General features: G+C 70.4%; 19 protein-coding genes, 2 tRNA genes and 1 pseudogene. 10 read left to right on the top strand and 12 right to left on the bottom strand.

Annotated elements, in window-relative coordinates; genetic code table 11:
* Window position 1: 1 nt before the first annotated feature.
* From HD593_RS57785 to HD593_RS64920, 3 genes are read right to left on the bottom strand one after another with little or no spacing between them, the layout of a single operon-like run.
* Window positions 2–2,581: a LuxR C-terminal-related transcriptional regulator gene (locus tag HD593_RS57785; protein ID WP_185111296.1), complete on the bottom strand. Its 2,580-nt coding sequence runs from the start codon at window positions 2,579–2,581 to the stop codon at window positions 2–4.
* A 50-nt stretch (window positions 2,582–2,631) separates the two neighbouring features.
* Window positions 2,632–2,793, bottom strand: coding sequence for a hypothetical protein (locus tag HD593_RS57780; protein ID WP_185111295.1), 162 nt, complete (start codon window positions 2,791–2,793; stop codon window positions 2,632–2,634).
* 35 nt (window positions 2,794–2,828) lie between these two features.
* Entirely contained in the window at window positions 2,829–6,029 is a 3,201-nt protein-coding gene (locus HD593_RS64920) for an AfsR/SARP family transcriptional regulator (protein WP_185111294.1), read from the bottom strand.
* A 108-nt stretch (window positions 6,030–6,137) separates the two neighbouring features.
* Here HD593_RS64920 and HD593_RS57770 point away from each other — a divergent pair, with 108 nt between their 5' ends.
* Entirely contained in the window at window positions 6,138–6,656 is a 519-nt protein-coding gene (locus HD593_RS57770; RefSeq protein WP_221525454.1) for a universal stress protein, read from the top strand.
* Here HD593_RS57770 and pdxR read toward each other — a convergent pair.
* The gene (pdxR, locus tag HD593_RS57765) at window positions 6,612–8,000 is read right to left on the bottom strand and encodes a MocR-like pyridoxine biosynthesis transcription factor PdxR (RefSeq protein WP_185111292.1); all 1,389 of its coding nucleotides are present in this window, start codon (window positions 7,998–8,000) and stop codon (window positions 6,612–6,614) included. The two genes, HD593_RS57770 and pdxR, sit on opposite strands and share 45 nt — an antisense overlap.
* Window positions 8,001–8,067: 67 nt before the next feature.
* Between pdxR and HD593_RS57760 the strand changes: the two genes are divergently transcribed.
* Window positions 8,068–8,502: a carboxymuconolactone decarboxylase family protein gene (locus HD593_RS57760; RefSeq protein WP_185111291.1), complete on the top strand. Its 435-nt coding sequence runs from the start codon at window positions 8,068–8,070 to the stop codon at window positions 8,500–8,502.
* Between the two features lie 27 nt (window positions 8,503–8,529).
* A pseudogene (locus tag HD593_RS57755) lies at window positions 8,530–9,549 on the top strand (MFS transporter); the annotation flags it as partial.
* A 126-nt stretch (window positions 9,550–9,675) separates the two neighbouring features.
* On the opposite strand, the gene HD593_RS57750 reads toward HD593_RS57755, so the two are convergent.
* The 3 genes from HD593_RS57750 to HD593_RS57740 are packed head-to-tail and all read right to left on the bottom strand — an operon-like array spanning window position 9,676 to window position 13,032.
* Complete coding sequence (locus HD593_RS57750; protein WP_185111290.1) at window positions 9,676–11,886, bottom strand: heavy metal translocating P-type ATPase; 2,211 nt, start codon at window positions 11,884–11,886, stop codon at window positions 9,676–9,678.
* 25 nt (window positions 11,887–11,911) lie between these two features.
* The gene (locus tag HD593_RS57745; protein WP_185111289.1) at window positions 11,912–12,823 is read right to left on the bottom strand and encodes a hypothetical protein; all 912 of its coding nucleotides are present in this window, start codon (window positions 12,821–12,823) and stop codon (window positions 11,912–11,914) included.
* Window positions 12,820–13,032 carry a heavy-metal-associated domain-containing protein gene (locus tag HD593_RS57740; RefSeq protein WP_185111288.1) on the bottom strand — a complete coding sequence of 71 codons (213 nt, stop codon included), beginning with the start codon at window positions 13,030–13,032 and terminating at the stop codon, window positions 12,820–12,822. Before HD593_RS57740 ends, HD593_RS57745 begins: the two co-directional genes overlap by 4 nt.
* Window positions 13,033–13,478: 446 nt before the next feature.
* Between HD593_RS57740 and HD593_RS63085 the strand changes: the two genes are divergently transcribed.
* From HD593_RS63085 to HD593_RS57730, 3 genes are all read left to right on the top strand, one after another.
* Entirely contained in the window at window positions 13,479–13,598 is a 120-nt protein-coding gene (locus HD593_RS63085; protein ID WP_020542320.1) for a DLW-39 family protein, read from the top strand.
* A 15-nt stretch (window positions 13,599–13,613) separates the two neighbouring features.
* Window positions 13,614–14,342, top strand: a complete 729-nt coding sequence (locus tag HD593_RS57735; RefSeq protein ID WP_185111287.1) for an HAD-IA family hydrolase — start codon at window positions 13,614–13,616, stop codon at window positions 14,340–14,342.
* A 15-nt stretch (window positions 14,343–14,357) separates the two neighbouring features.
* Window positions 14,358–14,433: transfer RNA gene (locus tag HD593_RS57730), tRNA-Ala, on the top strand.
* Window positions 14,434–14,604: 171 nt separating this feature from the next.
* Here HD593_RS57730 and HD593_RS57725 read toward each other — a convergent pair.
* Window positions 14,605–15,147: a site-specific integrase gene (locus HD593_RS57725; RefSeq protein WP_185111286.1), complete on the bottom strand. Its 543-nt coding sequence runs from the start codon at window positions 15,145–15,147 to the stop codon at window positions 14,605–14,607.
* 310 nt (window positions 15,148–15,457) lie between these two features.
* On the opposite strand from HD593_RS57725, the gene HD593_RS57720 reads away from it, so the two are divergent.
* Window positions 15,458–16,069, top strand: coding sequence for a hypothetical protein (locus tag HD593_RS57720; protein WP_185111285.1), 612 nt, complete (start codon window positions 15,458–15,460; stop codon window positions 16,067–16,069).
* Between the two features lie 81 nt (window positions 16,070–16,150).
* Window positions 16,151–16,263: transfer RNA gene (locus HD593_RS57715), tRNA-OTHER, on the top strand.
* A gap of 425 nt (window positions 16,264–16,688) precedes the next feature.
* Here HD593_RS57715 and HD593_RS57710 read toward each other — a convergent pair.
* Complete coding sequence (locus HD593_RS57710) at window positions 16,689–17,324, bottom strand: SMI1/KNR4 family protein (protein WP_221525453.1); 636 nt, start codon at window positions 17,322–17,324, stop codon at window positions 16,689–16,691.
* 353 nt (window positions 17,325–17,677) lie between these two features.
* Here HD593_RS57710 and HD593_RS57705 point away from each other — a divergent pair, with 353 nt between their 5' ends.
* The gene (locus tag HD593_RS57705) at window positions 17,678–18,079 is read left to right on the top strand and encodes a DUF5655 domain-containing protein (protein WP_185111283.1); all 402 of its coding nucleotides are present in this window, start codon (window positions 17,678–17,680) and stop codon (window positions 18,077–18,079) included.
* A 256-nt stretch (window positions 18,080–18,335) separates the two neighbouring features.
* Here the strand turns inward: HD593_RS57705 and HD593_RS57700 are convergent, their stop codons facing one another.
* Window positions 18,336–19,046: a DUF4240 domain-containing protein gene (locus HD593_RS57700; RefSeq protein ID WP_221525452.1), complete on the bottom strand. Its 711-nt coding sequence runs from the start codon at window positions 19,044–19,046 to the stop codon at window positions 18,336–18,338.
* 237 nt (window positions 19,047–19,283) lie between these two features.
* On the opposite strand from HD593_RS57700, the gene HD593_RS57695 reads away from it, so the two are divergent.
* Window positions 19,284–20,696: a hypothetical protein gene (locus HD593_RS57695; protein WP_185111282.1), complete on the top strand. Its 1,413-nt coding sequence runs from the start codon at window positions 19,284–19,286 to the stop codon at window positions 20,694–20,696.
* A 17-nt stretch (window positions 20,697–20,713) separates the two neighbouring features.
* On the opposite strand, the gene HD593_RS57690 is transcribed toward HD593_RS57695, so the two are convergent.
* A complete protein-coding gene (locus HD593_RS57690; RefSeq protein ID WP_185111281.1) occupies window positions 20,714–21,085 on the bottom strand; it encodes a hypothetical protein in 372 nt (123 codons plus the stop codon).
* Complete coding sequence (locus tag HD593_RS57685) at window positions 21,082–21,603, bottom strand: hypothetical protein (RefSeq protein WP_185111280.1); 522 nt, start codon at window positions 21,601–21,603, stop codon at window positions 21,082–21,084. Before HD593_RS57685 ends, HD593_RS57690 begins: the two co-directional genes overlap by 4 nt.
* Window positions 21,604–21,609 lie beyond the last annotated feature (6 nt).

Below are 21,609 nucleotides of genomic sequence, written 5' to 3'. Positions count from 1 at the left end.
GCTACAACGCCTCCAGCAGGCGGCTCACCTGGGTGCGGTCGTTCACGCCGAGCTTGTCGTAGGCGGCCTGAAGGTGGTTCGCCGCCGTCCGCCTGGACAGCGTCAGCCGCTCGGCGATCTCCCTGTTCGTCAGCCCGGCCGCGGCGAGCTGCAGGATCTCCCGCTGCCGCGGAGTCAGCCCGGGCGTGGCCAGCTCGACCAGCGCCGGAGTCGAGACGCCCGTGCAGAGCCTGGCCAGCGCGCCCGCCCGGGCCCGCGCGCTCCTGGCCAGCCGCCCCCGGCCCGCGTCGTGGTGGGCGGCCGCCTCGTGCGCGGTGGCCTCGGCCGCGTACAGCACCATGCCGAGCCGCTCGTACTCCTCCGCCACCGCCCGCAACGCGACCGGATCGCCCAGCGCCCGCTCGTGCCGGGCCAGCAGCCGCACCAGCGGCCCCTCCACCTCCCCGGCCAGCTCGCCCAGCCCGGGGGCACGCTCGCCGAGCCGGACCAGGTCGTGCAGCGCGAACATCAGGTTGCCGCCCAGCTCGTGCCGCCGCGCGTGCGAGGCGGCCACCCGGCACAGCCGCACGGCCTCGTCCAGGTCGCCGCCCGCCGCCGCCACCCAGACCGCCGCGTGCAGCACGTGCTGCCGGGTGAAGGCCCACCGGGCGGCCAGCTCCCCGGCGTCCGCCAGCGACTCCCTGGCCTCGTCCAGCCGGCCGAGCAGCGCCAGCGCGTGCGCGTGCTCGGCCACCACCCGCCCCAGGTACGGCTCCCCCGCCGGCAGCCTGGCCATGTCGTCCCTGCACCAGCGCACCGCCCCGGCGGCGTCGCCGCGCAGCCTGGCCGCCATCGCCCGGTAGGCGCCGAACCCGGTCACCGACAGCTCCGCGGCGGGCAGCTCCATGCCGCGCCCGGCGGTCCGCGCCGCCTCCTCCAGCCGCCCGGAGAACGTCCGCGCGGCGCACTGCGCGTCCAGGAACGTGGGCAGCGCGTGCGGGGCGAGCTCCCGCCAGTCCTCGACGGTGGCCATCGTCCGCTCGGCCACGGCCAGGGCACGTTCGGTGCGGCCCGCGTACGCGTCCACCCACGCCTCCAGGGACGCCCCGTGCGCCGCGCCCCGCAACGTGCCGGGCGTGCACGCCCTGGCCAGCGCGAGTGCCCGCGCCGCGCCGGTCAGCCGCCCGGCCATGCAGTCGGTGACGGCGCGGTAGACGTACGCCTCCTGCCGCCACGCCGGGCCGGTGAGCGTGGCGATGGCCGTGTCGAGCACGTGGCACGCCTCCGCGTCGGCGCCCGCCCAGGCCAGGCTCACGCCCAGGCTGTAGGCGTGCTGGGCGCGCTCGCTCTCGGTCACCGCGTCCCGCGCGGCCTCCCGCAGCGCGGTCACCGCGGAGTCGGCGTCGCCGAGGACCATGAGCACCTCGCCGAGCACCGCGACCGCGGCCACGCCCGCCCCCGCGTCGATCGCGGCCCTGGCCAGCCGCGCGGCCAGCCGGGGGTCCTGCCTGCCCCAGGCCAGCTTGGCGGCCGAGGTCAGCACCGCCGGGTCGGTGACCGAGCCGCTGTCCAGCCGCCACACGGCGGCCCGCAGCTCGTCCTCGCGCCGCCGCAGCCCCGTGGCCTCCAGCGCCTCCGCCAGCATGCGCAGCCGCCGCCGCGCCCGCAGCGTGCCGCAGCCCAAGCGGACCACCTCGCCGTAGAGCGGGTGCCCGAGCCGCAGGTGGTCGCGCCGGCCGTCGTCCACGGTCACGATCAGGCCGCGGGACTCGACCCGTTCGACAGCGCCGGCCGAGGTCAGCTCGGCCAGCAGCGCCGCGCCCAGCGGCTCGCCGAACGCCACCAGCTCCAGTACCTCGCGCTCGTCCCCGTCCAGGTGGCCGATCCGGTCGCCCACCAGCTCGCGCAGCCGGGTCGTCACGGACAGCTCGCCGCGCCAGCGCCACAGGCCGTCCCGCTCGGCCAGGCAGCCCGAGGTGCGTCCCGCGTGCACGACCTCCCGCAGGTACAGCAGGTTGCCCTCGCTGACCCTGGCCAGATGCCGTACGGTCTCCGCCGCGACCTCGCCGCCGAGCGCCCCCGCCAGCACCTCGCCCACCTCAGCCACCGTCAGCGGCGGCAGCTCGATGCGCGGCAGCAGCTCGTCCTTCCACAGCGCGACCACCGGATCCGGCTGCGCCTCCCCCGACCTGACCGTCACCAGCAGCCGCGCCTCCCCCTTGGCGGCCAGGTAGTGCACCAGCGCCGCCGACGCCGGGTCGAGCCGGTGCGCGTCGTCCACGCTCACCAGCAGCTCCCTGCGCCGGGCCAGATCACGCAGGTGGCGTGCGGCCCAGCGCAGCAGGTTCTCGCCGGTACGCGGCGGCCCCGTCAGGACGTGCGCGAACGCCCCGAACGGGATCATCGACGCCGTCTCCGTCCCCAGCGCGTGCACGACCACGCACCCCTGCTGCCCGGCCAGCGCGTGCGCCGCCAGCCGGCTCTTGCCGACGCCCGCCGCGCCGGCGATCATCATGCCCGCCCCCGACCGCAGCGCCTCGCGCACGGCCGTGAGCGGCCCCCCTCGCCCGACGAACGGCCAACCGCTCCCCTGCTCGCCCATCGTGCCTCCTCTCCGTGCACTCATGGTGGCGATGAGGATTCGCGCGAGGTTCAGGCCGGATCACGCTTCAGCCCGGCGGCGGACAGCAGCAGGTCGATGACGGCTTCCGAGCCGCTGAACGGCACCGGTTCGCCCCCTACCTCTTCGAGCAGCCCGCGGAGCTGGCCGCCTGACTGCTCGGGCTCGACCAGCCGGACGATGACCGTTCTCATCCGAGCACGATCTCCCCGCCCGGTTCAGGTCTGGTTCAGGTCGGGTAGGGCGCGGGCTCGACCTCCAGCTCGCGCATCAGCTCCGCGTAGAGCCGGTACCGCCGGCGGGCGTCCCCCCTGCGGCCGGCCAGGTCGAGCACGCGTACCAGGCCGAGGTGGGCCCGCTCGTCGTAGCGGTCGCGCTCCAGCAGCCGCAGCCAGTAGCGGGCGGCTTCGTCATGGCGCCGCTCGCCGGCCCGCGCCTCCGCCAGCCTGGCCGCCGCCTGCACGTACGCCAGCCTGAGCTGCTCGCGCAGGCCCACCGCCCAGTCCGCGTACGGGTCCTCCTCGCAGAACTCGCCGCCGTACGCGCTCTCGGCCGCCGCCCACCGCGCCAGCGCCTCGGCCTGCCTGCCCGCCTGCTCCAGCCGTACGGCCTGGCCCACCAGCTCCATGAAGGACTCGACGTCGACCTCGACGTTGGACAGCTCCAGCCGCAGCGCGCCCTCGTCCGACACCACGAACTCGTCGGCCGGCCAGGCGTGCCCCGGATCCAGCACGGCACGCAGCGTGGAGACCATGACGTTCAGCCGCCGCAGTCCGACCGCCTCGTCCTCCTGCTCCGGCCAGAGGATCTCGACCAGGCGCTCCCTGCCGATCGCGCCGCCCCTGCGGCTGACCAGGATCTTCAGCAGGTCACGCGCCTTGCGCGACTGCCACGCCGTACGCGGGACGGGTGCCGAGCCGCGCAGCACCCGGAACGTTCCCATCGTCTCCACCACGAGCTTCGCCCCGCGCGGGGGACCGGCGCGGGCCACGAGGGCGTCGATCCGGTCGTCCAGCGCCCGGCAGCCGATCGTGTGCATGCGCTCGCGGACCTCGGCGGCCACCTCGCCACCGGTCGCCGGGTCGGCCAGGGCGGCCCTGACCAGCTCGGCCCTGGCCCGGCCGATCGGGTCGCCGACCGCCGCCCACCTGCGTACCGCCTCGTCGGCGAGCTTGGCGTCGCCGTCCAGCTCGGCGCGGAGCTCGGCGACGGCGGCCAGGGCGGCGTGGTCCCTGCGGCCGGCCGCCACCGGCTCGGTCTCGTCGAGCAGCGTCCTGGCGCGCTCGTGCTCGCCCGCGGCCAGTGCGACCCGGGCGGCGGCGACTCTGGCGGCCACCCCGGTGATGCCCTCGACATGTTCCAGGGCCCGCGCCGCGACCCGCGTGGCCTCCTCGGGGTCCTCGGCCGCCAGCAGCTCGGCGAGCCCGTTGAGCGCCTGCGACAGCGCCTGCACCTCGCCCGTCGGCTCGGACGCCGCGATGACCTGCCGGTAGAGCGCGGCGGCCGCCGCACGGTCGCCGCGCAGGGCGTGCACTGCGGCCAGCCGGTTCAGGCCGGCGCCGGTCAGCCTGGAGCCCATCGCCTCCCACCTGGCCGCCGCGTCCGCCGCCTCGGCCGCGGCCTCCTCCAGGCGGCCCAGGCCGATCAGGGCCTTGGCGCGGTTGGAGATGTTCAGGGCGGCGAAGGGGGCGAACGCCACCAGGTCCGACAGCCGGCCGGCGATCTCCGTCTCCGCCAGCGCCTCGGCGTACGCGGCCTCGTCCAGGTGGCGGGACGCCCGGTTCGCGTGGATGCGGATGAGCTGCACCAGGTCGCCGGCCCGCTCGGCGTAGGCCAGGGCACGCAGGTAGTAGGCGTCGTTGGCGCGGCGGTCGCCGTCGAGCGCGGCCAGCATGGCCAGGACCGTGTTCGCCATGGCCAGGGCGCTCGCGTCGCCGAGGCTCCTGGCCTGCTCCAGCGCCCGGTCCGCGAGCTCGGCGCAGGCCGCGCGGTCGCCCTTCAGCCAGTACACCGAGGCCATGGACGCGGCGCACATGGCGGCGTCTGCGGGCGGCAGGCCGTACGCGTGGCCCCGCTCGTACATGGGCAGGGCCAGGTCGAACTCGCCGCGCATGTGGTCGATGAAGGCCAGGCGCCTGGCCACGGCCGCGTCGAACCCCGGCCCCGCGGCGGCCTCGGCGAGCAGCTCGCGGGCGCGGGTCCAGTGGCCGCGGTTCTGCTCGGCGATGCCCGCCAGCTTGAGCATCGGGGGCGTGCGCCTGGCGGGCTCGGGTAACAGCTCCAGCGCGGCGAGCACGTCGCCGCGCTCGGCCAGCAGCGGGCCGTGCGCGTCGAGCAGCGTCGCGGCCAGGCCGGCGTGCGCGGTCGCGACGGCCGCGCGCAGGGCCAGCTCGGGGCGGTCGTGCTCGACGTACCAGCGGGCGGCGACCGCCGCCACGTCGTGGGCCTCGTGCCGGTCCAGGGGCAGGTGCCTGGCCAGGGTGGTGCAGGCGGTCGAGGTGAGCCGGTGGCCGCCGGGCTCGGCCGGTTCGAGGAACAGGCCCCGGCTCGCGAGCGCGTCCGGCGTGTCGGGTGGCGCGCCGAGCGTGGCGGCCAGGCCGGACGTCAGCACCGGCAGCACGGTGGCGGCGCGCAGCAGCTCGCGCATGGCCGCCGGCAGGTCCTTGAACGCGGCGAGCGTGAGGCGCTCGAGCGTGGCCGAGTTCGCCGTCAGGCCGGCCACGGTGCCCCGCCAGGTGGCCGGGTCCTCGCGGGCCAGCGCGTCGAGCGCCGCCTGCACGGCCGCCGGCCAGCCGCCGCACGTACGGTGCAGCTCGGCGGCGACGTCCGCGCCCGCCTCGCCCAGCAGCTCGCGGGCCCAGGCGGCGGTCTCGTCCGGGGTCAGCGCGAGGTCGCCGGCGTCGAGGTCGAGCACCTCGTGGTCCTGGCGCAGCCGGGCGGTGGGGAACGGCAGCGGCGCCCGCGACGCCGTCACCAGGTGCAGGTGCCGGGGTGCCACGCGGACCAGCGTCTCCACGTACCGCACGGGACCGGCCGCGCCCGCGATCGCCTCGATCCCGTCGAACACCAGCACCAGCCCCCGCCGCAACCGCGCGGCCAGCGCCTCGGCCAGCGCGCTCGCCAGCGCCGCCGCCCTTGACGGCTCGTCGGCGTCGGGCCCGAGCGGGGCCGCGGCGGCCGTCACCAGGTCGGCGGGCAGGCCGGGCACCTTCGCCGACAGCGCCGCGGCCACCGTGCCCGCCAGCGTGGGCAGGTCGCGGTCGGCGGGCCCGAGCCGGTGCAGCACCGCACCCACGGCCTGGCCCCAGCCGGCCAGCGCGGTGGACTTCCCGTAGCCCGTGGTCGCCACGAGGCAGGTGAGCCTGTGCGTCAGCGCCCCGTCGAGCCGCCGGTCGAGGGCGGGACGGGGGCGCACCCACCCGCGTTCCACCCCCGCATGCTATGCCCGCATTCGGAAGGGACTCCAGAGTTCGCAAAGTGCCACCTCCCGGTAACCAGCCGGGTGGCGCACTATGGTCGTACTTCGACAGGAGGCACCGTGGAACAGGATCTGCCCGGCGGTGCGCGGCTGATCGTGGGGGTCGACGAATCCCCGGCCGCGCGCTGGGCGCTGGCCTGGGCCATCGGCGCGGCCAGGCTGCACCGGATGGCTCTCGTGGCCGTGCACGTCAGTCGCGCCCCCGTTCATCCCTTCCCCGAGGCGCTGCCCGTGCAGCACGCGGTCAGGGTGGGCGAGGAGGCGCGCTGCACCGAGGTGATCACGAGCGTGTTCGAGGACGTCGCGGGCGGGGTGCCCGACGACGTGACCACGTTCGCGGTGGGCCGGGTCGGCGATCCCGGCTATCACCTCGTCGACCTGGCGCGGGAGGGAGACCTGCTCGTGCTCGGGCGGGGGCGCCGCGGCCTGCTCAGCCGCATCTTCCTGCCCTCGACCAGCATGTACTGCGCGCGGCACGCCCGCACGACCGTCGTGATCGTGCAGCAGCCCTCGCCACCCGACGACCCCGAGCTGTCAGGGGAGCGGGGCCGCCGGTTCTGGAGCCGCCGACATCCGTGATCTGAGCAGGCGCAGCCCTTCCGGGATGGCGTCCCTGCCGATCGCGCCGTAACCCAGCACCAGGCCCCGCTGCGGCGGGCTCTCGCCGCAGTACGCCTCCAGGTGCTCCACCGCGAGGCCGGGCGTGGCCCGTACGGACGCGCCCAGCGCGCACAGGTGCAGCCCCGCCGTGGACGGCACCAGCCGCACGCGCTCGTCCGCGTCCAGCGCCTCGGCGATCAGCGCGTGCCTGGCGGCGTACTCGCGGGTGGCCTTCCTGATGTGCCTGGCCAGCAGGCCCTCGTCGATGAAGCGGGCCAGCGCCGCCTGCGTCGGCACCTCACCGTGCCAGTCGGACAGGTACCTGGCCGCGGCCAGCGCCGGCGCCAGCGAGGCGGGCGCCACCAGGAACCCCAGCCTGAGCATGGGCAGCAGCGTCTTGGAGAACGAGCCCACGTAGATGACGCGCCCGGCCCTGTCCAGACTCTGCAGCGGCTCCAGCGGGCGCTCGCCGAAGCGGAACTCGCTGTCGTAGTCGTCCTCGATCACCACCGCCCTGCGGCGTTCGGCCCAGGCGAGCAGGGCGGCGCGGCGGGCCAGCGACATCGGCGTGCCCAGCGGGAACTGGTGCGACGGCGTCACGTACACGACCTTGGCCGCGCCGGGGATGGCCCGGACGTCGATGCCCTCCGCGTCCACCGGCACGCCCGCGACCCGCGCGCCGAGCGAGCGGAACAGCAGGCGGGCCGGGGGATAGCCGGGCTCCTCGACGGCCACGACCGTGCCCGGCTCGATCAGGACCCGGCCGATGAGGTCCAGCGCCTGCTGGGCGCCGTTCGTGATCAGCACGTCGGACGGGCTCGCGTGCACCGAGCGGCTCAGGCCGATGTGGCGGGAGATGGCCGCGCGCAGGGGCTCGTGCCCGGCGGGGTCGGCGTAACCGGCGACGCTCGTGCGCAGCTCCCGGGCCACCAGCCGGCGCCAGGTGTCCATGGGGAACAGGCGGGCGTCTGGGACGCCGACGCGGAAGTCGTACCGGGCAGGGGCCATCCTCGGCGGCGGCGCCAGGTCCTGCCAGAGCAGGCGCGGGCGTACGACGCCCTTCGGCGCGGCCCGCCCCCTGACCGGCTCTTTTGACACGAACGTGCCCGCCCCCGCCCGCCCCACCAGGAACCCGTCGGCGACCAGGCGGTCGTAGGCGAGGGCGACCGTGTTCCTGGACAGGTCGAGGCGGCGGGCCAGCTCCCTGGTCGGGGGGAGGCGCTCGCCCTGCCTGAGTCGGCCGTCGAGGATCGCGTCGAGAAGCTGACGGTAGACCTGTGCGGCCAGGTCACGGCGGCTGTCGAGGCTGATGTGAACGTCCATCTTGGCCCAATCATCTTGCCGGAAATTGGAGCTTATCCCGGGACAAGTTCGGGACGAGGATGAGCCCATGACCGAACGGATGAATCTCGGCGCGCTGGCGGGACCCGCGTACCAGGCGATGGCCGGCCTGGACGCGTTCGCCGCGCGCAGCACGCTGCCCAAGCCGCTGCTGGAGCTGGTACGGCTGCGGGCCAGCCAGATCAACGGCTGCGTGTACTGCGTGGACCTGCACAGCTCGGACGCCAAGGCGGCGGGGGAGAGCGACACCCGGCTGCACGCCGTCGCCGTGTGGCGCGAGGCGCCCTTCTTCGACGAACGGGAGCGGGCCGCGCTGGCCTTCACCGAGGCGGCCACGCGGCTGTCCACCCACGACGTCACGGACGAGGTGTGGGCGGCGGCCGCCGGGTGCTTCACGGAGGAGGAACTGGCGGCGCTGGTGGTGGCCGTGGCCGCGATCAACGCCTGGAACCGGATGGGCGTCGCCACCCGGATGACGCCCTGAAATTCCGCCACATCAGGAAGGTGCATCATGAAATATCGGCGGATCCTGGCACATGCGCAGCTGGTCAGTTCCATCGGGGACGGCGTCTACCTCGTCACCTCCGCGTTCTACTTCTCCGGCATCGTCGGCCTCTCTGCCGCCGAGATCGGGCTCGGCCTCACGCTGGGCTGGGGCGTCGGCTCCGTCGCCGGCGTACCGCTCGGCCACCTCGCCGACCGGCGCGGCCCGCGCGGCGTCGCGGTGCTGCTCGCGATCGCGACCGCCGTCGCGGTCGCCGGCTTCCTGCTCGCCCGCTCGTTCGCCGCGTTCGCCCTGGTCGCCTGCCTGTACGGCACCGCGCAGACCGGCCTGTCCGCCGCCCGCCAGGCCCTGCTCGCCGCCCTGATCCCGCCCGCCGAGCGCACCCGCGTACGGGCGGCACTCCAGGCCACCCTGAACGGCGGGCTGGCCACCGGCGCGGCGCTGGGCGGGCTCGCCCTGTCCCTCGGCACCCGGGAGGGGTATCTGGCGGTGTTCGCGCTCGACGCGCTGACCTTCCTGACCGCCGCCGCCTGGTTGCTGCGCCTGCCTGCCGTACGGCCCGCGCCCGCGCCTGCCGGGCCCCGGCTGGCAGTCCTGCGGGACCGGCCCTACGCGCTCGTCACGCTGATCAACGCGGTGATGCTGTTCTACATGCCGCTGCTCAGCGTGGTCGTGCCGCTGTGGGTGGCCTCCCGTACCGGCGCGCCCACCTGGGTGGTCTCCGTCCTGCTGCTGATCAACACCGGTGGCGTGGTGCTCTTCCAGGTACGCGTGGCCAGGCGGGTGAAGGGACTGCGGGACGCCTCGGCGGCGATGCGGCGGGCCGGGCTGCTGATGTTGCTGGCCTGCGCGGTGTTCGCGCTCAGCCCGTACGGGTGGGTGTTCCTGCTGGTGGCGGCGGCCTTGCTGGTGGCGGGGGAGATGCTGCTGGCCTCGGGGGGCTGGGAGATCGGGTTCACGCTGGCGCCCGACGATCGGCAGGGGCAGTACCAGGCCTTCTTCGGCACCGGGGTGGCGGTGGCCAGGATGCTCGGACCGGTCGTGCTCACGGCGCTCGTCCTCGGCGGCGGGACGCTGGGCTGGCTGGTGGTGGGCGGGATGTTCGTGACGGCCGGCGCCGTGATGGCGCCGGCCGTCAGGTGGGCCAGGGTTTCACGTGAAGCGGCGCAGGCGGAGGCTGTTGGTGACCACGAACACGCTGGAGAACGCCATCGCCGCACCCGCGATCATCGGGTTCAGCAGGCCGAGTGCGGCCAGCGGCAGCGCGGCCACGTTGTAGGCGAACGCCCAGAACAGGTTGCCCTTGATCGTCGATAGCGTGCGCCGGGACAGCCGGATCGCGTCCGCCGCCACCCGCAGGTCCCCGCGGACCAGGGTCAGGTCGCCGGCCTCGATCGCGGCGTCGGTGCCGGTGCCCATGGCCAGGCCCAGGTCCGCCTGGGCCAGCGCGGCGGCGTCGTTCACGCCGTCGCCGACCATGGCGACCACCTTGCCTTCGCCCTGCAGCTTCTTGACCACGTCCACCTTGTCGGCGGGCAGCACCTCGGCGATCACCTCATCGATGCCCACCTCGGCGGCGACGCTCTTGGCCACGGCTTCGTTGTCGCCGGTCAGCAGCACCGGGGTCAGGCCCAGGGTCCGGAGCCGGGTGATGGCCTGGCGGCTGGTGGGCTTGACCACGTCCGCCACCACCAGCACCGCACGCGCCTGCCCGTCCCAGCCGACCGCGACCGCGGTGCGGCCGGCCTCCTGCTCGGCCTGGAGTGCCCGCTGCAGGTTCTCCGGCAGGTGCTGCGACCACTCCTGCAGCAGCCGGGGGCGGCCGACCAGCACCGCGTGCCCGTCCACGATGCCCTGCACCCCGAGCCCTTCGACGTTGGCGAAGTCTTCGACGGTGGCTGTCGAGCGGGCCTCGCGGGCGATGGCCTGGGCGATCGGGTGCTCCGAGGCGTGCTCCAGCGCCCCGGCCAGCCTGAGCACCTGCTCGCGGGTCTCCCCCTCGGCCAGGTGCACGCCGGTCAGCGTCATCTTGCCCTCGGTGACCGTGCCGGTCTTGTCCAGCACCACGGTGTCGATCCGGCGGGTGGACTCCAGTACCTCCGGCCCCTTGATCAGGATGCCCAGCTGGGCGCCGCGGCCGGTGCCGACCAGCAACGCGGTCGGCGTGGCCAATCCCAGCGCGCACGGGCAGGCGATGATCAGCACCGCCACCGCCGCGGTGAACGCCGCTCCAGCCCCGTCCCCGCTGCCCAGCCAGAACCCCAGCGTGCCCACCGCCAGGGCGATCACGATCGGCACGAAGATGCCGGAGATCCGGTCGGCCAGCCGCTGCACCTGCGCCTTGCCGGTCTGCGCCTCCTCCACCAGCCGGGCCATCTGCGCCAGCTGGGTGTCCGCGCCGACCCGGCTGGCCCGCACGATCAACCGGCCGCCCGCGTTCACCGTCGCCCCGGTGACCGGATCGCCCGGGCGTACTTCGACCGGTACCGATTCGCCGGTCAGCATCGAGGCGTCCACCGCCGAGGTGCCCTCCTCGATCACCCCGTCGGTGGCGATCTTCTCACCCGGCCGGACGACGAACCGATCGCCGCTCTTGAGCTGCTCGACCGGGATGCGCCGGCCGCCGGCCAGCTCCACGTCCTTGGCGCCCAGCTCCATCAACGCTCGCAGCGCCGCCCCGGCCCGCCGCTTGGAGCGCGCCTCGAAGTACCGCCCGGCCAGGATGAACGCGGTCACCCCCGCCGCCGCCTCCAGATAGATGTTGCCCGACCCGTCGCTGCGCTCGATGGTGAACACGAACGGGTGCGTCATGCCCGGCGTGCCCGCCGTGCCGAAGAACAACGCCCACAGCGACCAGCCCAGCGCGGCGATGGTGCCCAGCGAGATCAGCGTGTCCATGGTGGCCGTGCCGTGCCGCAGGTTCGTCCAGGCCGCCTGGTGGAACGGCCAGCCCGCGTACACCACCACCGGCGCGGCCAGCACCAGCGACAACCACTGCCAGTTCGTGAACTGCAGCGGCGGCACCATCGCCATCGCGATCACCGGCACGGCCAGCACCACCGAGGTGATGAGGCGGTTGCGCAGCGGCCTGAGTTCGTCCTCCGGCTCATCCAGCACCGGCGCCGTCGTCCGGGGCAGCTCGGCCGTGTACCCGGCCTTCTCCACCTCGGCGATCAACAGCTCCGGGGCCACGCCCTCGGGAAAGGTGACCTTCGCCTTCTCCGTCGCGTAGTTGACCGTCGCCGTCACACCGTCCAGCTTGTTCAGCTTGCGCTCGATCCGGTTCGCGCAGGACGCGCACGTCATGCCGCCGATCGTGAGTTCGACGGCTCTGTCCTCGGTGGCTCCGCTCAGGGAAGACATCACCTCTCCTTTCTTCAGCGGGTTCTCAGTGGCTGTGGTCGTGGGTCGCGGAGGGGGCGTGCCCGTCCGACAGGGTGGCCGTCGCGGTGAAGCTCGCCGTGCGGACCTTGCCCTCGTGCTTGAAGTCCAGGAACAGACGGTAGTCGCCGCGGCTGGGCGCCTCGGCGTAGAACGTGATCTCGGGCCCCGCCTGCTCGCTCTCCTCCGGGTGTACGTGCAGGTAGGCCAGGTCGCCTGCACGCAGGGCCACCAGGTGACCGTACGCCCCAAGGTAGGGCTCCAGGTCGGTGACCGGCTCTCCGTCCTTGCTGACCGTCAGCGTGAGCTTGCTGGACCTGCCGGGGACCAGGTCGCCGGCCAGGTTGACCGTGTAGTCGTCGACGGCCGCCGTACGGCTGACGTGGGGCAGCGGCTCAGGCCGGTAGTCGCCCGCGGCCTGCAGGTCCGCGCCGAGCGTGAGCTTCTTCCCGCCCGCGGGGACGAAGTCGGCGAACGCCCGGTACGCGCCCGCCTTCGGCAGCGTCAGCTTGACCGACCAGGTGCCGTCGGGGGTCAGGTCGGGGTGGAGGTGCTGGAAGCTCGTCAGGTCGCGGGAGGCGACGATGAAGTGCAGCTTCTTGTCGTGCTCGACCTGGTAGTCGGTGACCGGCTGGCCGTCGGGGCCGATCACGGTGAACTGGAAGTCGGTCGGAACCCCGGTCGTGAGCGAGGTGATCGGGTTGAGTGTGTAGCCGTCCTGCGACACTTGGAGCCCCCCGGGGGTATTGCTGGTCTGGCTTGGCTGAGTGGTGGTGGTGTGGTCGTCGCCCGTGTGGCCTTGGTCGTGTGGGGTGTCGGTCGCTGCGGGCGGGTCCACCACCTGGCCCACGCCCAGGGCGCCGCCGAAGATGACGGCCAGGCCCAGGGCGTACGAGCCGAGTTTGGCGGCGGTGTTCATGATCTGCCCGCCAGCTCGTAGCCGGCCTCTTCCACCGCGGAGGCGATCCTCGCGCGGTCGATCGGGCTCTCGCTGGCTACGGTCAGCAGGCCGGTGGCCAGGTCCACCTCGACGCTCGTGACGCCGGTGACCTCGCCGACCTCCTCCTTGACCGAGCTCACGCAGTGGCCGCAGGTCATGCCGTTCACGGTGTAGGTGGTGGTGGTCATCGCCGTCTCCTTCTTCTGCATCGAGTCCAACGCCGTACCCCCCTAGGGTATCTGTGAGATTCGGGTCACTTATGGATACGGATGGCGGGCGTCCGGCGGCTTGCCTCGCTTTCCGGCATCCCTGGGGAGCGCTCGGAACCATATATACCCCCCAGGGGTATGTCAAGCTGTGGATGCGGCGCTCCTCTTCAGAACGTGCCCGGGCCTGGAGCCTTCGAGCCCGGCTGCCCCTGCAGACCCCTGGACACGCTTCACACCACCGGGAACTCCCTGCGCATCCGGGCTGGATATTTGGCATGATCGAGCTGTTGTCCCAGATGGGCCACACATTCGGCCCATCTGGTCAGTGCACGACACAGGGACCGCAGCCATACCTTGCTAGGCTGCTTGTCAACCGTTGGGTCTCACCCCGGCAGGTGAGGCCGTCGAAGAAGTGGGGTCACACCGTGAAGAAGCTGCTCGTTCTGGCGCTGATCGCCCTCGGGGGGTTGCTGATCTGGCGTAAGGTGCAGGCCGACCGCGCAGAGCTCGATCTCTGGACCGAGGCGACCGGCAGCGAGAACTAACCGACCGGCGAGGCGATGAGTGACGTCGTCCCCATCAAGCTGGCGTGCCTGGACCTGGCAGGCACCACAGTCGGTGACATCGCCATGGTCGAGCGCGCCTTCGCCGAGGCGATCGCGACCCAAGGCATAGTGCCCGGGACCGGAGCGTACGCGCGTGCCATGGTTCACGTGCACCGGTCCCGGGGCTGCCCCAAGATCGATGTCTTCCGTGGGATCTTCCCCGGCAACGAGGCCCAGGCCCAGGCGGCGAACCTGACGTTCGAACGCTCCTACGAGGGAGCGCTGGAGCGGGCAGGTCTCGTCCCCATGCCCGGAGTCCTGGAGGTCCTCGACAAGCTCCGCGGCACCGGCATCAAGCTGGCCCTGATCACCGGCTTCAGCCGCACCACCCTGAGCCGCATCCTGAGCGTCCTCGGCTGGCACGACAAGATCGACCTGGCCATCTCCCCCGAAGACGCCGGCGGCCGCGGCCGCCCCTGGCCCGACATGGTCCTCCACGCCGTACTCCGGCTGGAAGTGCCCGACGTACGCCAGGTGGCCGTCATCGGAGACTCGGAGAGCGACATGCTCTGCGGCAAGCGAGCCGGGGCCTCGATCGTGGCGGGGGTCATGACGGGCGTACACAGCCGGGAACGCCTGCTGAAGGGCGGGGCCACCCACATCCTCGACTCGATCGCGGACTTCCCGAACTTGATCCTGAGCGACGACCTTGGCACGACGCAGGTAGCTTCCTCGGCCCGGTAAGCTATCTTCGTCGAAGGGGCCTTAGCTCAGTTGGCAGAGCGCCTGCTTTGCAAGCAGGAAGTCAGGAGTTCGAATCTCCTAGGCTCCACCAGCTAAAACACCCCGTCACTGATCATGTGACGGGGTGTTCGTGCCATTCACGTGCCATTAGCTCGCGGGCACCAGCGCTCCCGCCATACCGTCGTCATCATCATCCTTCTTCGCCTTCTTCTGCTCTGCCTCCACATGGGCGCTGAGAGCGTCGGCGATCTTCTGGTCGGCGTCACGGGTCGCGTGCTGGTAGATGAGTGCGGCCCGGTCGCTGTCGTGCCCCCATCCGCGCCTTCAGGTCGGCAAGGCTCGCCCCTGACTGCACCGCCAGGGTGTTACCGGTGTGGCGGAGATCGTGGAAGTGCAGCCCCTGCACGCCCATCTCCTTGAGCGCGTCAGCCCACTTGGACTCGCGGCGGAAGTTGCTCCCTCGAAGGAACGCCCCGCGCTTGCCGAGGAACACGAAGGCGTCTTCGGCCTCGTCAACGTACGCCGCCAGGTGTTCGACGAGGACCGGGACGATCACCGAGGGGATGCTGACGGTTCGCCGCCCAGCCTTCGACTTCAGCGGCCCCAGCCGCATCTCGCCGTTGTCGAGTTCGAGGAGCTGTTCCCGTACCCGGACTGTACGGGTCTGAAGGTCGATGCTGGACCGCCGCAGCGCCGTCACCTCACCCCAGCGCAGACTAGCGAAGGTGGTCAGCAGGACCATGGCGCGGAAGCGGCGGTCTGCCATCCGGTCGGCCAGCTCGAAGACCTGGGAGACGGTGAGCACCGGGCGTGCGGCCTGGGGGCCGGTCCCGGACGGCGGCGGGACACCGGACCGGGCACCGCACGCGAGCCTCGCCGTACCAACCGAACGCTCCGACCGGGGTTGCCACGCCGCCGCACAGACGCAGCCCTACGATCGCCACTGCATGGCTGGACGCCGCACGTGCTTGGGGGCGATCGACGATGCAGGGTTCGTTCCTCACCCTGGCTCACCGAGCAACGTGGCTGATCTCGGTTCGGCGGCGGACGGTACGCGGATGCGCAAAGATCTTTGAGCGTGGCCCATGGCGGTGTCAGCCTGAGAGGAAACGTCCGTGATCGACTCAACCTACAGTCAGTGGTTTCGCCTGCACACTCAGCTGGTCGTCGACTTGACGTGGTGTTCTGCCACCAAGATTGACGACGTCCTGGCTGCGTATGGCATCTCACCCGAGAGCACTCAGCCGGCGCGCTTCCTCGCAGACGACGTCGACATGCTCATCGGGCGCCTCGGTAAGGGCACCGTCATCATGGACTACCGCGTCGATTCTGTCACCGAGGGTGCTCTTCCCATTCTGGCGCAGTACGGCCCCTGTCTGAGCGCTGTATGGATCGATGAAGCCCCAGCCTTGATCTCTTATCGGACGGAAAGCGGCCTGGTGGTCAAGTTCGACATGCTGGACTGGAGCTGGTATCCAATTCCTGATCTCGCCAGCGTCGAGCAATGGGTCGCCGCCAGCCCCGCGGGTCGGGAGACCTGGGAGAACAGTTGTGGTCTCGCCACGCTCATCACCGCCGAAGCGCTATGCCAGGCTGTGGTCGACGACGAATGGATGCGATCCGTACACACTGGCGTCACCTCACCGGGTCCACTGGGGGAGGAGATGCCGTCAGCCCCACGCTCTCTCAGCTCGATCATCGAAAAATACGGTGACCGCACACCGTAGAACAGAGGTCCGGCAGAACAGACCCCGTGTCCACACACGTGATCGCCGTGCCATTAGCGTGCCATTAAGGGCGGTCAACAGGGGTCAGTCACGGTCACGGGCGGACTGCCTGCCGCCCAGGTCAAGGCCGTAGTCCTCGAAGATCAGACCGATTTGCAAGCAGGAAGTCAGGAGTTCGAATCTCCTAGGCTCCACCCTGAGGGGGTGCGGGTAGGTGGGCCGCAGCTCACCCACCCGTTGCCCGTTTGAGTGGTTGCCTGTTGTGGCCCGCCCCGGTGGGCCTCGCTCTCGCTCGGGCTGTCTTCCTGGGCGCGCCTTCGGCGCGCGAAAGGTCTTCCCGTGCGGCGCTTCGCGCAAGAAGAGCTCAGGCGCCTTCATTGAGGCGCCTGCGGCGCACCCCCGCGCCTACGGCGCCATCGGAGCTGCGCGTCGCTTGACCATTCAACCGGCGCGAGAGGTTCGTTCCGAGGTGCGGTAGCCCCTGGCGATCCGGATTTCCATGGCTTCGCTTCCTGTATTCGGCTCTTGGCACAGGCGTGGGTGAAGCTGCGCCAGAAGTTGGATGGTCCGATCAGCCGGCCACTGGGGGCGAAACGGCACGCCCACGTGCCCGAGGGCATCAACGTGAGTACTGCATTCTCAGCTCGTCCATTGCGAGGTCCCAAAATGACCTGTAACGGTGAGCGCCGGGCAGCCATGGTGCGAGATACCAGGCTTCCCACTCACCTTCAGCGGTGCGGACGCAGGGATTGAGGAGCGCCACTCCGTCATCCCAGTATCCGATCAGAAGGGTGTCGGGTACGTACTCCCCTCTGTAACGGATGGAGTCCTGCTCCAGTCCATAGACGAAGTAGAGCTCGTCGGGCACGCTCCATGAGTTCACGGGCTTGGGTTCTGACCAGCTCTTGGCGATCGAGGGGTCGACGTCACGGAGCCAGCCGACTTCTTTGGCACGCAGCAAGCAGCAGTCATCGGCGTTGCCCCGCCCGTTGGCGACCAGGAGAAACTGCCGGTAACTCGGCGGCAGCTCCACATCTAACCGCTCTTCAAGCTCGCGGACCTCTGCTTCGGTAGCCGGAGGATACAGATCGCCGAGCGGGCTGACCGGCTGGTGAGCAGAACTTTGGGTCTCCGCATGTCTTGCAGGGAAGCGTTCAGACCATGCGTACTGGGGACTCATGGCGAGGAAGATATCTCGATTCGAGCGGCTTCTGCGCTGTGCGGCACAACGCATGTGCCGGGCCTCCGCGATCATGAGGTGCTCTTTGGGGGGCCGCGTGGTTTCCGCACCTCGGGCTGGGGCCCCGCGGTACGGGTCCACTCGCCATCGGATGATGGGGCGGGCCGCCGACCAGAGTCCTGTGTACAGCAACACCATCTCGCACGATCACACCCCACTGGGTGGCACCGACTACGTGAACAGGGCGACGACTTCTCTACACCGTGACCGGCTCCCGCTTGCAAGCAGGAAGTCAGGAGTTCGGATCTCCTAGGCTCCACGCGGGCCGGGAGCGCGCCGGCGATCTTCTCATCCGCGTCTTGGGTCGCGTGCTGGTATGCAGGTATGTGCTCCGCAAAGTGTCGTTTCCGTCTGCTACGTTCCGCCCCATGGACGAGAAGACATGGACGATTGACGATCACCTTGCAGGTAAGCCCGACAGCTCCGTAGCGCTCTACCACGAGTTCATCAGGTTGGTTGAGGCGTGCGGACCCTTCGCCTACGCAGTCTCGAAGAGCATGGTCACCGTTAAGGGGAAACGTCGAGGGTTCGCGGGAGCAAGGCCGGACGCTCGCGGACTCCGAGGTTACTTCGACGTCCAACGAATAGTAGGCGAAGATGCACGCATCACCAATATTTCGCCGTACACGAAACGGCTATACGTTCATGCCTTCCGGATCTCTGATCTGGCGGAGCTTGACGACGAGTTTGCTGGCTGGATCCGCGAAGCCTACGACGTCGGCCAAGGTGCACATCTGGGAGCTCGTGAGAACAAAACTGGGCTTACCTGAACGATCTCGGATAGCATGAAGCGGTGCGACCCTGCAATGTGAAGCCCGTTAGGACGCCATCGAAGATGGTTTTCGGACTTGGATCAGAAGGTGCATACTCGTCCAGGCGCCTTACGGCGAGCAAAGACCCGCTTTGAAGCTTTCTAACCTGCCGCGAGGTCGGGCTCTTCTAAAAATCCCGCGCCCGATACCGGGCGGGCGGTCGACCGCAAGTCGCGAGCCATCGTTCAATACCGGCGAGTCAGTGTGCGTGGCTTCAACCGGCCGGTGGTAGGAAGAGTGCCGACAGGCGGGGCAAGCGCTGACGCATCTGGGCGTCGTCGTCGAAGTCGAAGTCTTCCCCCATGTCGTCCCCTGCGGCCTGCTCCACCGCTTCCATGCGAACCTCCAAGGCCTCATAGAAGGCGTCGACATCGCCATCGGTGTGCCGGTCGTAGGCGGCGCCGGCCGCAATTCCGAGGTCTTCATAGAAGATGGCATCAAGGTCGCCTTGAGCTGCGGCTTCTATGACGACCGGATGGTCGGCCAGGCTGTCGGGGGACTGTGCCGCCTTCTCGAACCAGGAACGGCCCAATGCGACCAACCCTGCCCGGAAGTCGCTGAAGCTGTCATCCGAGCACCCGCCACCGATCAGATAAGCGGCAGCCCAGACATCCCACCGATGGACTGCATCCTGTACCTCATCGAACCGCATCTGGAAATCGAGAATCTCGTCCATCGTGAGGACTGCAAGCCGATCAACGAGTGCCTCATGGGTAGGCTTCGCATCCGTGCGGGCGGATTCGACGATGCTCCAGAATTCGTCCAGGTTCACGTGGACACTCTGCCAGAGCAGGCTGTCAAAAATTCGGACCGCAATACTCCACGCCGCAGGTGCTGCGGACAGCGGGTCCATTGGGTGTGCCGGCTCCAGGAAGGCCTCGTCCTGGCTCACCAGGCAAGCCGGCTGATCGCCGAGCTTGACCACCGGAACGGGCAAGCTACAGGGTGACGAACCATGGGCAGGAGGCGCTACGTCGCCAGAGGCGTTCCCGGCGGCTACCGGATGGGACAACAGGACGCGTTGCTGGTAGGGCGACCACTACGAGTTGTGCACTGATGACCTGCTCACCGAGCTGAACGGCGCGCGTGACCATGACAAGGTCACGGCGCTGCTCAAGCGGTACAGAGCGATGAAGCGATAGGCCAGTCGATACGGGGCACCATGTACGTGATTTATCGATCGTGGAATCAAGGGATTCTCGGCAAGGCGGTCCGGCAGCTGGCCGAGCCGACGGTACTGGATTGGGTGCGCAACGTTTGGAGTGAGGCTTCCACCCAAGACGCGTACGACTGGCTCACCCGAGAACTGGGCACGACCGTCTACGGCCTGGACTCGCTCTTCTCGGAGGGCGGCCCGGCCCCGGAGAGCATGCGGGAACTGCGCACTCTGGCCAGAACGCGACTCCCGGAGGTCTATCAGTGCAACGTCGACGAGCACAGCGTCCGCGTACTCGCCAACGGACTGGACTACGACGTGGCCTACTACCTCGTGGACGACGCCGCTGTCGCGGCCAATCCCGAGCGGTGGTCCTTCGCCGTACATGATGGGCCGTTGCCCGAAGTCGCAGGCACTCCGACGAGCACCACGGCGTTCGCGGCTCCGATCAAGGTCACCGAATTGGCTGAGCGCCCTCAATCGGGGGAAGGGGCCGTGTTCGCGGTCCTGCTCACCTGCAAGGCGAAGCATGACAGCATCGGCTGGAATTCCACTCATGCGTTACCCGGCGTACGGCTGCCGAAGTTCGGCGCGGCGTTACGTGACCTCTACGTTCCCACCAGCGAGTGGCCGTTGGAGCTGGAGGTCCTGCGCGTGCTGGTCGCGCCCGGCGAGGACGGCATCGCGGCCGCCTTGGAGCGCTGTAACCAATGGCCGGAGTACACGTGGAATTCCGGAGAGGAGCCCCACCCGCCCAGCTCCCACGAGGCGGCACTGCGTCTCCTTGAGGCACACCATCGCGAACGTACCGTCATCCAGGTGGCCGAGCACGTGGCCCAGATGTTCCTTCACGGTGGCCGCGACGATTTCGAGCAATGGTTCTTCTTCGACGACCTATGGGCCGGCGCCCACCCCGACCTGGCCTCTTCGCTGATCTGGTTCGCCTATCACTGGGATCCGCTCTGCTCGCGCCACCACCTGCTCCTCACGCCGTGCTCCGACAACCGGGTCCGGTACGTCGCCGTGGTCGGGGACGATGGCGGCACGACACAGGTACGCGAGGCCCAGCCCCACGACGAGCCACGCATTTGGGACCTGCGCCGATGGTCCTACGAGAAGCGGCCACCAGGTGATGTGACGGCCGGAGAAGTACTCGGCACCGTGGAGCTCCAGCTCCAGCAGCCGTCACCTGACACGTTCACCTTCACCGACTTCGAGATCACCCGCACCCGTCATGGCCGGGCCGTCGCCCGCAAGCTTGCCCGACACGTACGCCAGGACCTCCAGAAGGCCGGTCTCACCCACACCACCGGCTGGATTCCCGACAATGGCCTGCGTTCGCACGGCCGCCACTTCCTGCGCGCGCTGGGCCGGATCCATGAACCAGCCGGCGGGCCGAGCACCCTGTTTCTCGATTGATCCGTTTCCCGGCCGGCTCAGTAGCTGTCGTTCCATCGGTACCAATGGCCCTGGACGTGCTTGAACGACGAGGCGATCGACGGATGGGAGTCATCGACAGGTACGCGTGAGGGACTCCAGACGTACCCGTACGGATCCACACTGGGCCCGTTCCCGCCCAGCTGGAAATGGACGCGGTCACCCTCCCGATAGATGGCCTGGAATTCGGCGTCCCCGACTGTCCGCGGCCCGTCGATCAGGTCGTCCGGGGCGATCGCCCGGGCGACCTGCTCCATCTCGGCGAACGACCGCGTGACGCGTTGCTGCTCGACGTATCCGCAGGATGTCGATAACGCCAGTGCGACGCCGATCGCCAGAATTCTGACGCCTCCAGGGAAAAGCCTGCTCATGACGCTCCGTTCCGCCGCAGCGGCGGCGGCGGGTCGTAGTAGCCCGGTCCGGCGATCAGGACGCTCTCGAAACACGTGTAGCGGTCGATGGTCTCCTGATCGTCATCCGGACACGGGACCGTCGATCGCGACATTCCGACGGACAACCCCGGTACCACCAGGTCGCAGTCGCCCTGCTCGACCTCGACCTCGTAGCGGGCTCGCAGTTCCGTGATCACCTGCTCGGCGGGCGTCGAGAACACGTCCATGCCGAGCAGGAACACCCGAGCCCGAGGCTCCACGTCGAAGTCCCGGTAGATCACGATCGTCTGCACCACTCCCGCGGATCCGCAGAAGACGTGCACGTCGACTCCCGACCCCATCAGCCGCCAGTCCAGTGGCTCCGCACCCGGATACGGCGCGTACGGCCGTGGCGTCCCCCAGGCCGCCAGCATCCGTCCCGCCTCCTCGAACGAGGCCCCCAGCAGCACGGGGCCGGCGGCCCTCAGCGGATCCAACTCGATCACCAACGGTGACACGCCACC

Origin of the sequence: Nonomuraea rubra, from assembly GCF_014207985.1 — a bacterium.
GTDB lineage: Bacteria > Actinomycetota > Actinomycetes > Streptosporangiales > Streptosporangiaceae > Nonomuraea > Nonomuraea rubra.
The sequence above is the reverse complement of the archived record's forward strand: the minus strand, read 5'-3'. Positions and strand labels throughout refer to the sequence as shown.

Coding starts and splice junctions, on each gene's coding strand:
- HD593_RS57690 (WP_185111281.1), bottom strand. CDS start 21,085: ATGAGCAGGCTTTTCCCTGGAGGCGTCAGAATTCTGGCGATCGGCGTC.
- HD593_RS57740 (WP_185111288.1), bottom strand. CDS start 13,032: ATGACCACCACCACCTACACCGTGAACGGCATGACCTGCGGCCACTGC.
- HD593_RS57710 (WP_221525453.1), bottom strand. CDS start 17,324: ATGATCGCGGAGGCCCGGCACATGCGTTGTGCCGCACAGCGCAGAAGC.
- HD593_RS57695 (WP_185111282.1), top strand. CDS start 19,284: ATGTACGTGATTTATCGATCGTGGAATCAAGGGATTCTCGGCAAGGCG.
- HD593_RS57780 (WP_185111295.1), bottom strand. CDS start 2,793: ATGAGAACGGTCATCGTCCGGCTGGTCGAGCCCGAGCAGTCAGGCGGC.
- HD593_RS57705 (WP_185111283.1), top strand. CDS start 17,678: ATGGACGAGAAGACATGGACGATTGACGATCACCTTGCAGGTAAGCCC.
- HD593_RS57750 (WP_185111290.1), bottom strand. CDS start 11,886: ATGTCTTCCCTGAGCGGAGCCACCGAGGACAGAGCCGTCGAACTCACG.
- HD593_RS57735 (WP_185111287.1), top strand. CDS start 13,614: ATGAGTGACGTCGTCCCCATCAAGCTGGCGTGCCTGGACCTGGCAGGC.
- HD593_RS57745 (WP_185111289.1), bottom strand. CDS start 12,823: ATGAACACCGCCGCCAAACTCGGCTCGTACGCCCTGGGCCTGGCCGTC.
- HD593_RS57785 (WP_185111296.1), bottom strand. CDS start 2,581: ATGGGCGAGCAGGGGAGCGGTTGGCCGTTCGTCGGGCGAGGGGGGCCG.
- HD593_RS57760 (WP_185111291.1), top strand. CDS start 8,068: ATGACCGAACGGATGAATCTCGGCGCGCTGGCGGGACCCGCGTACCAG.
- pdxR (WP_185111292.1), bottom strand. CDS start 8,000: ATGGACGTTCACATCAGCCTCGACAGCCGCCGTGACCTGGCCGCACAG.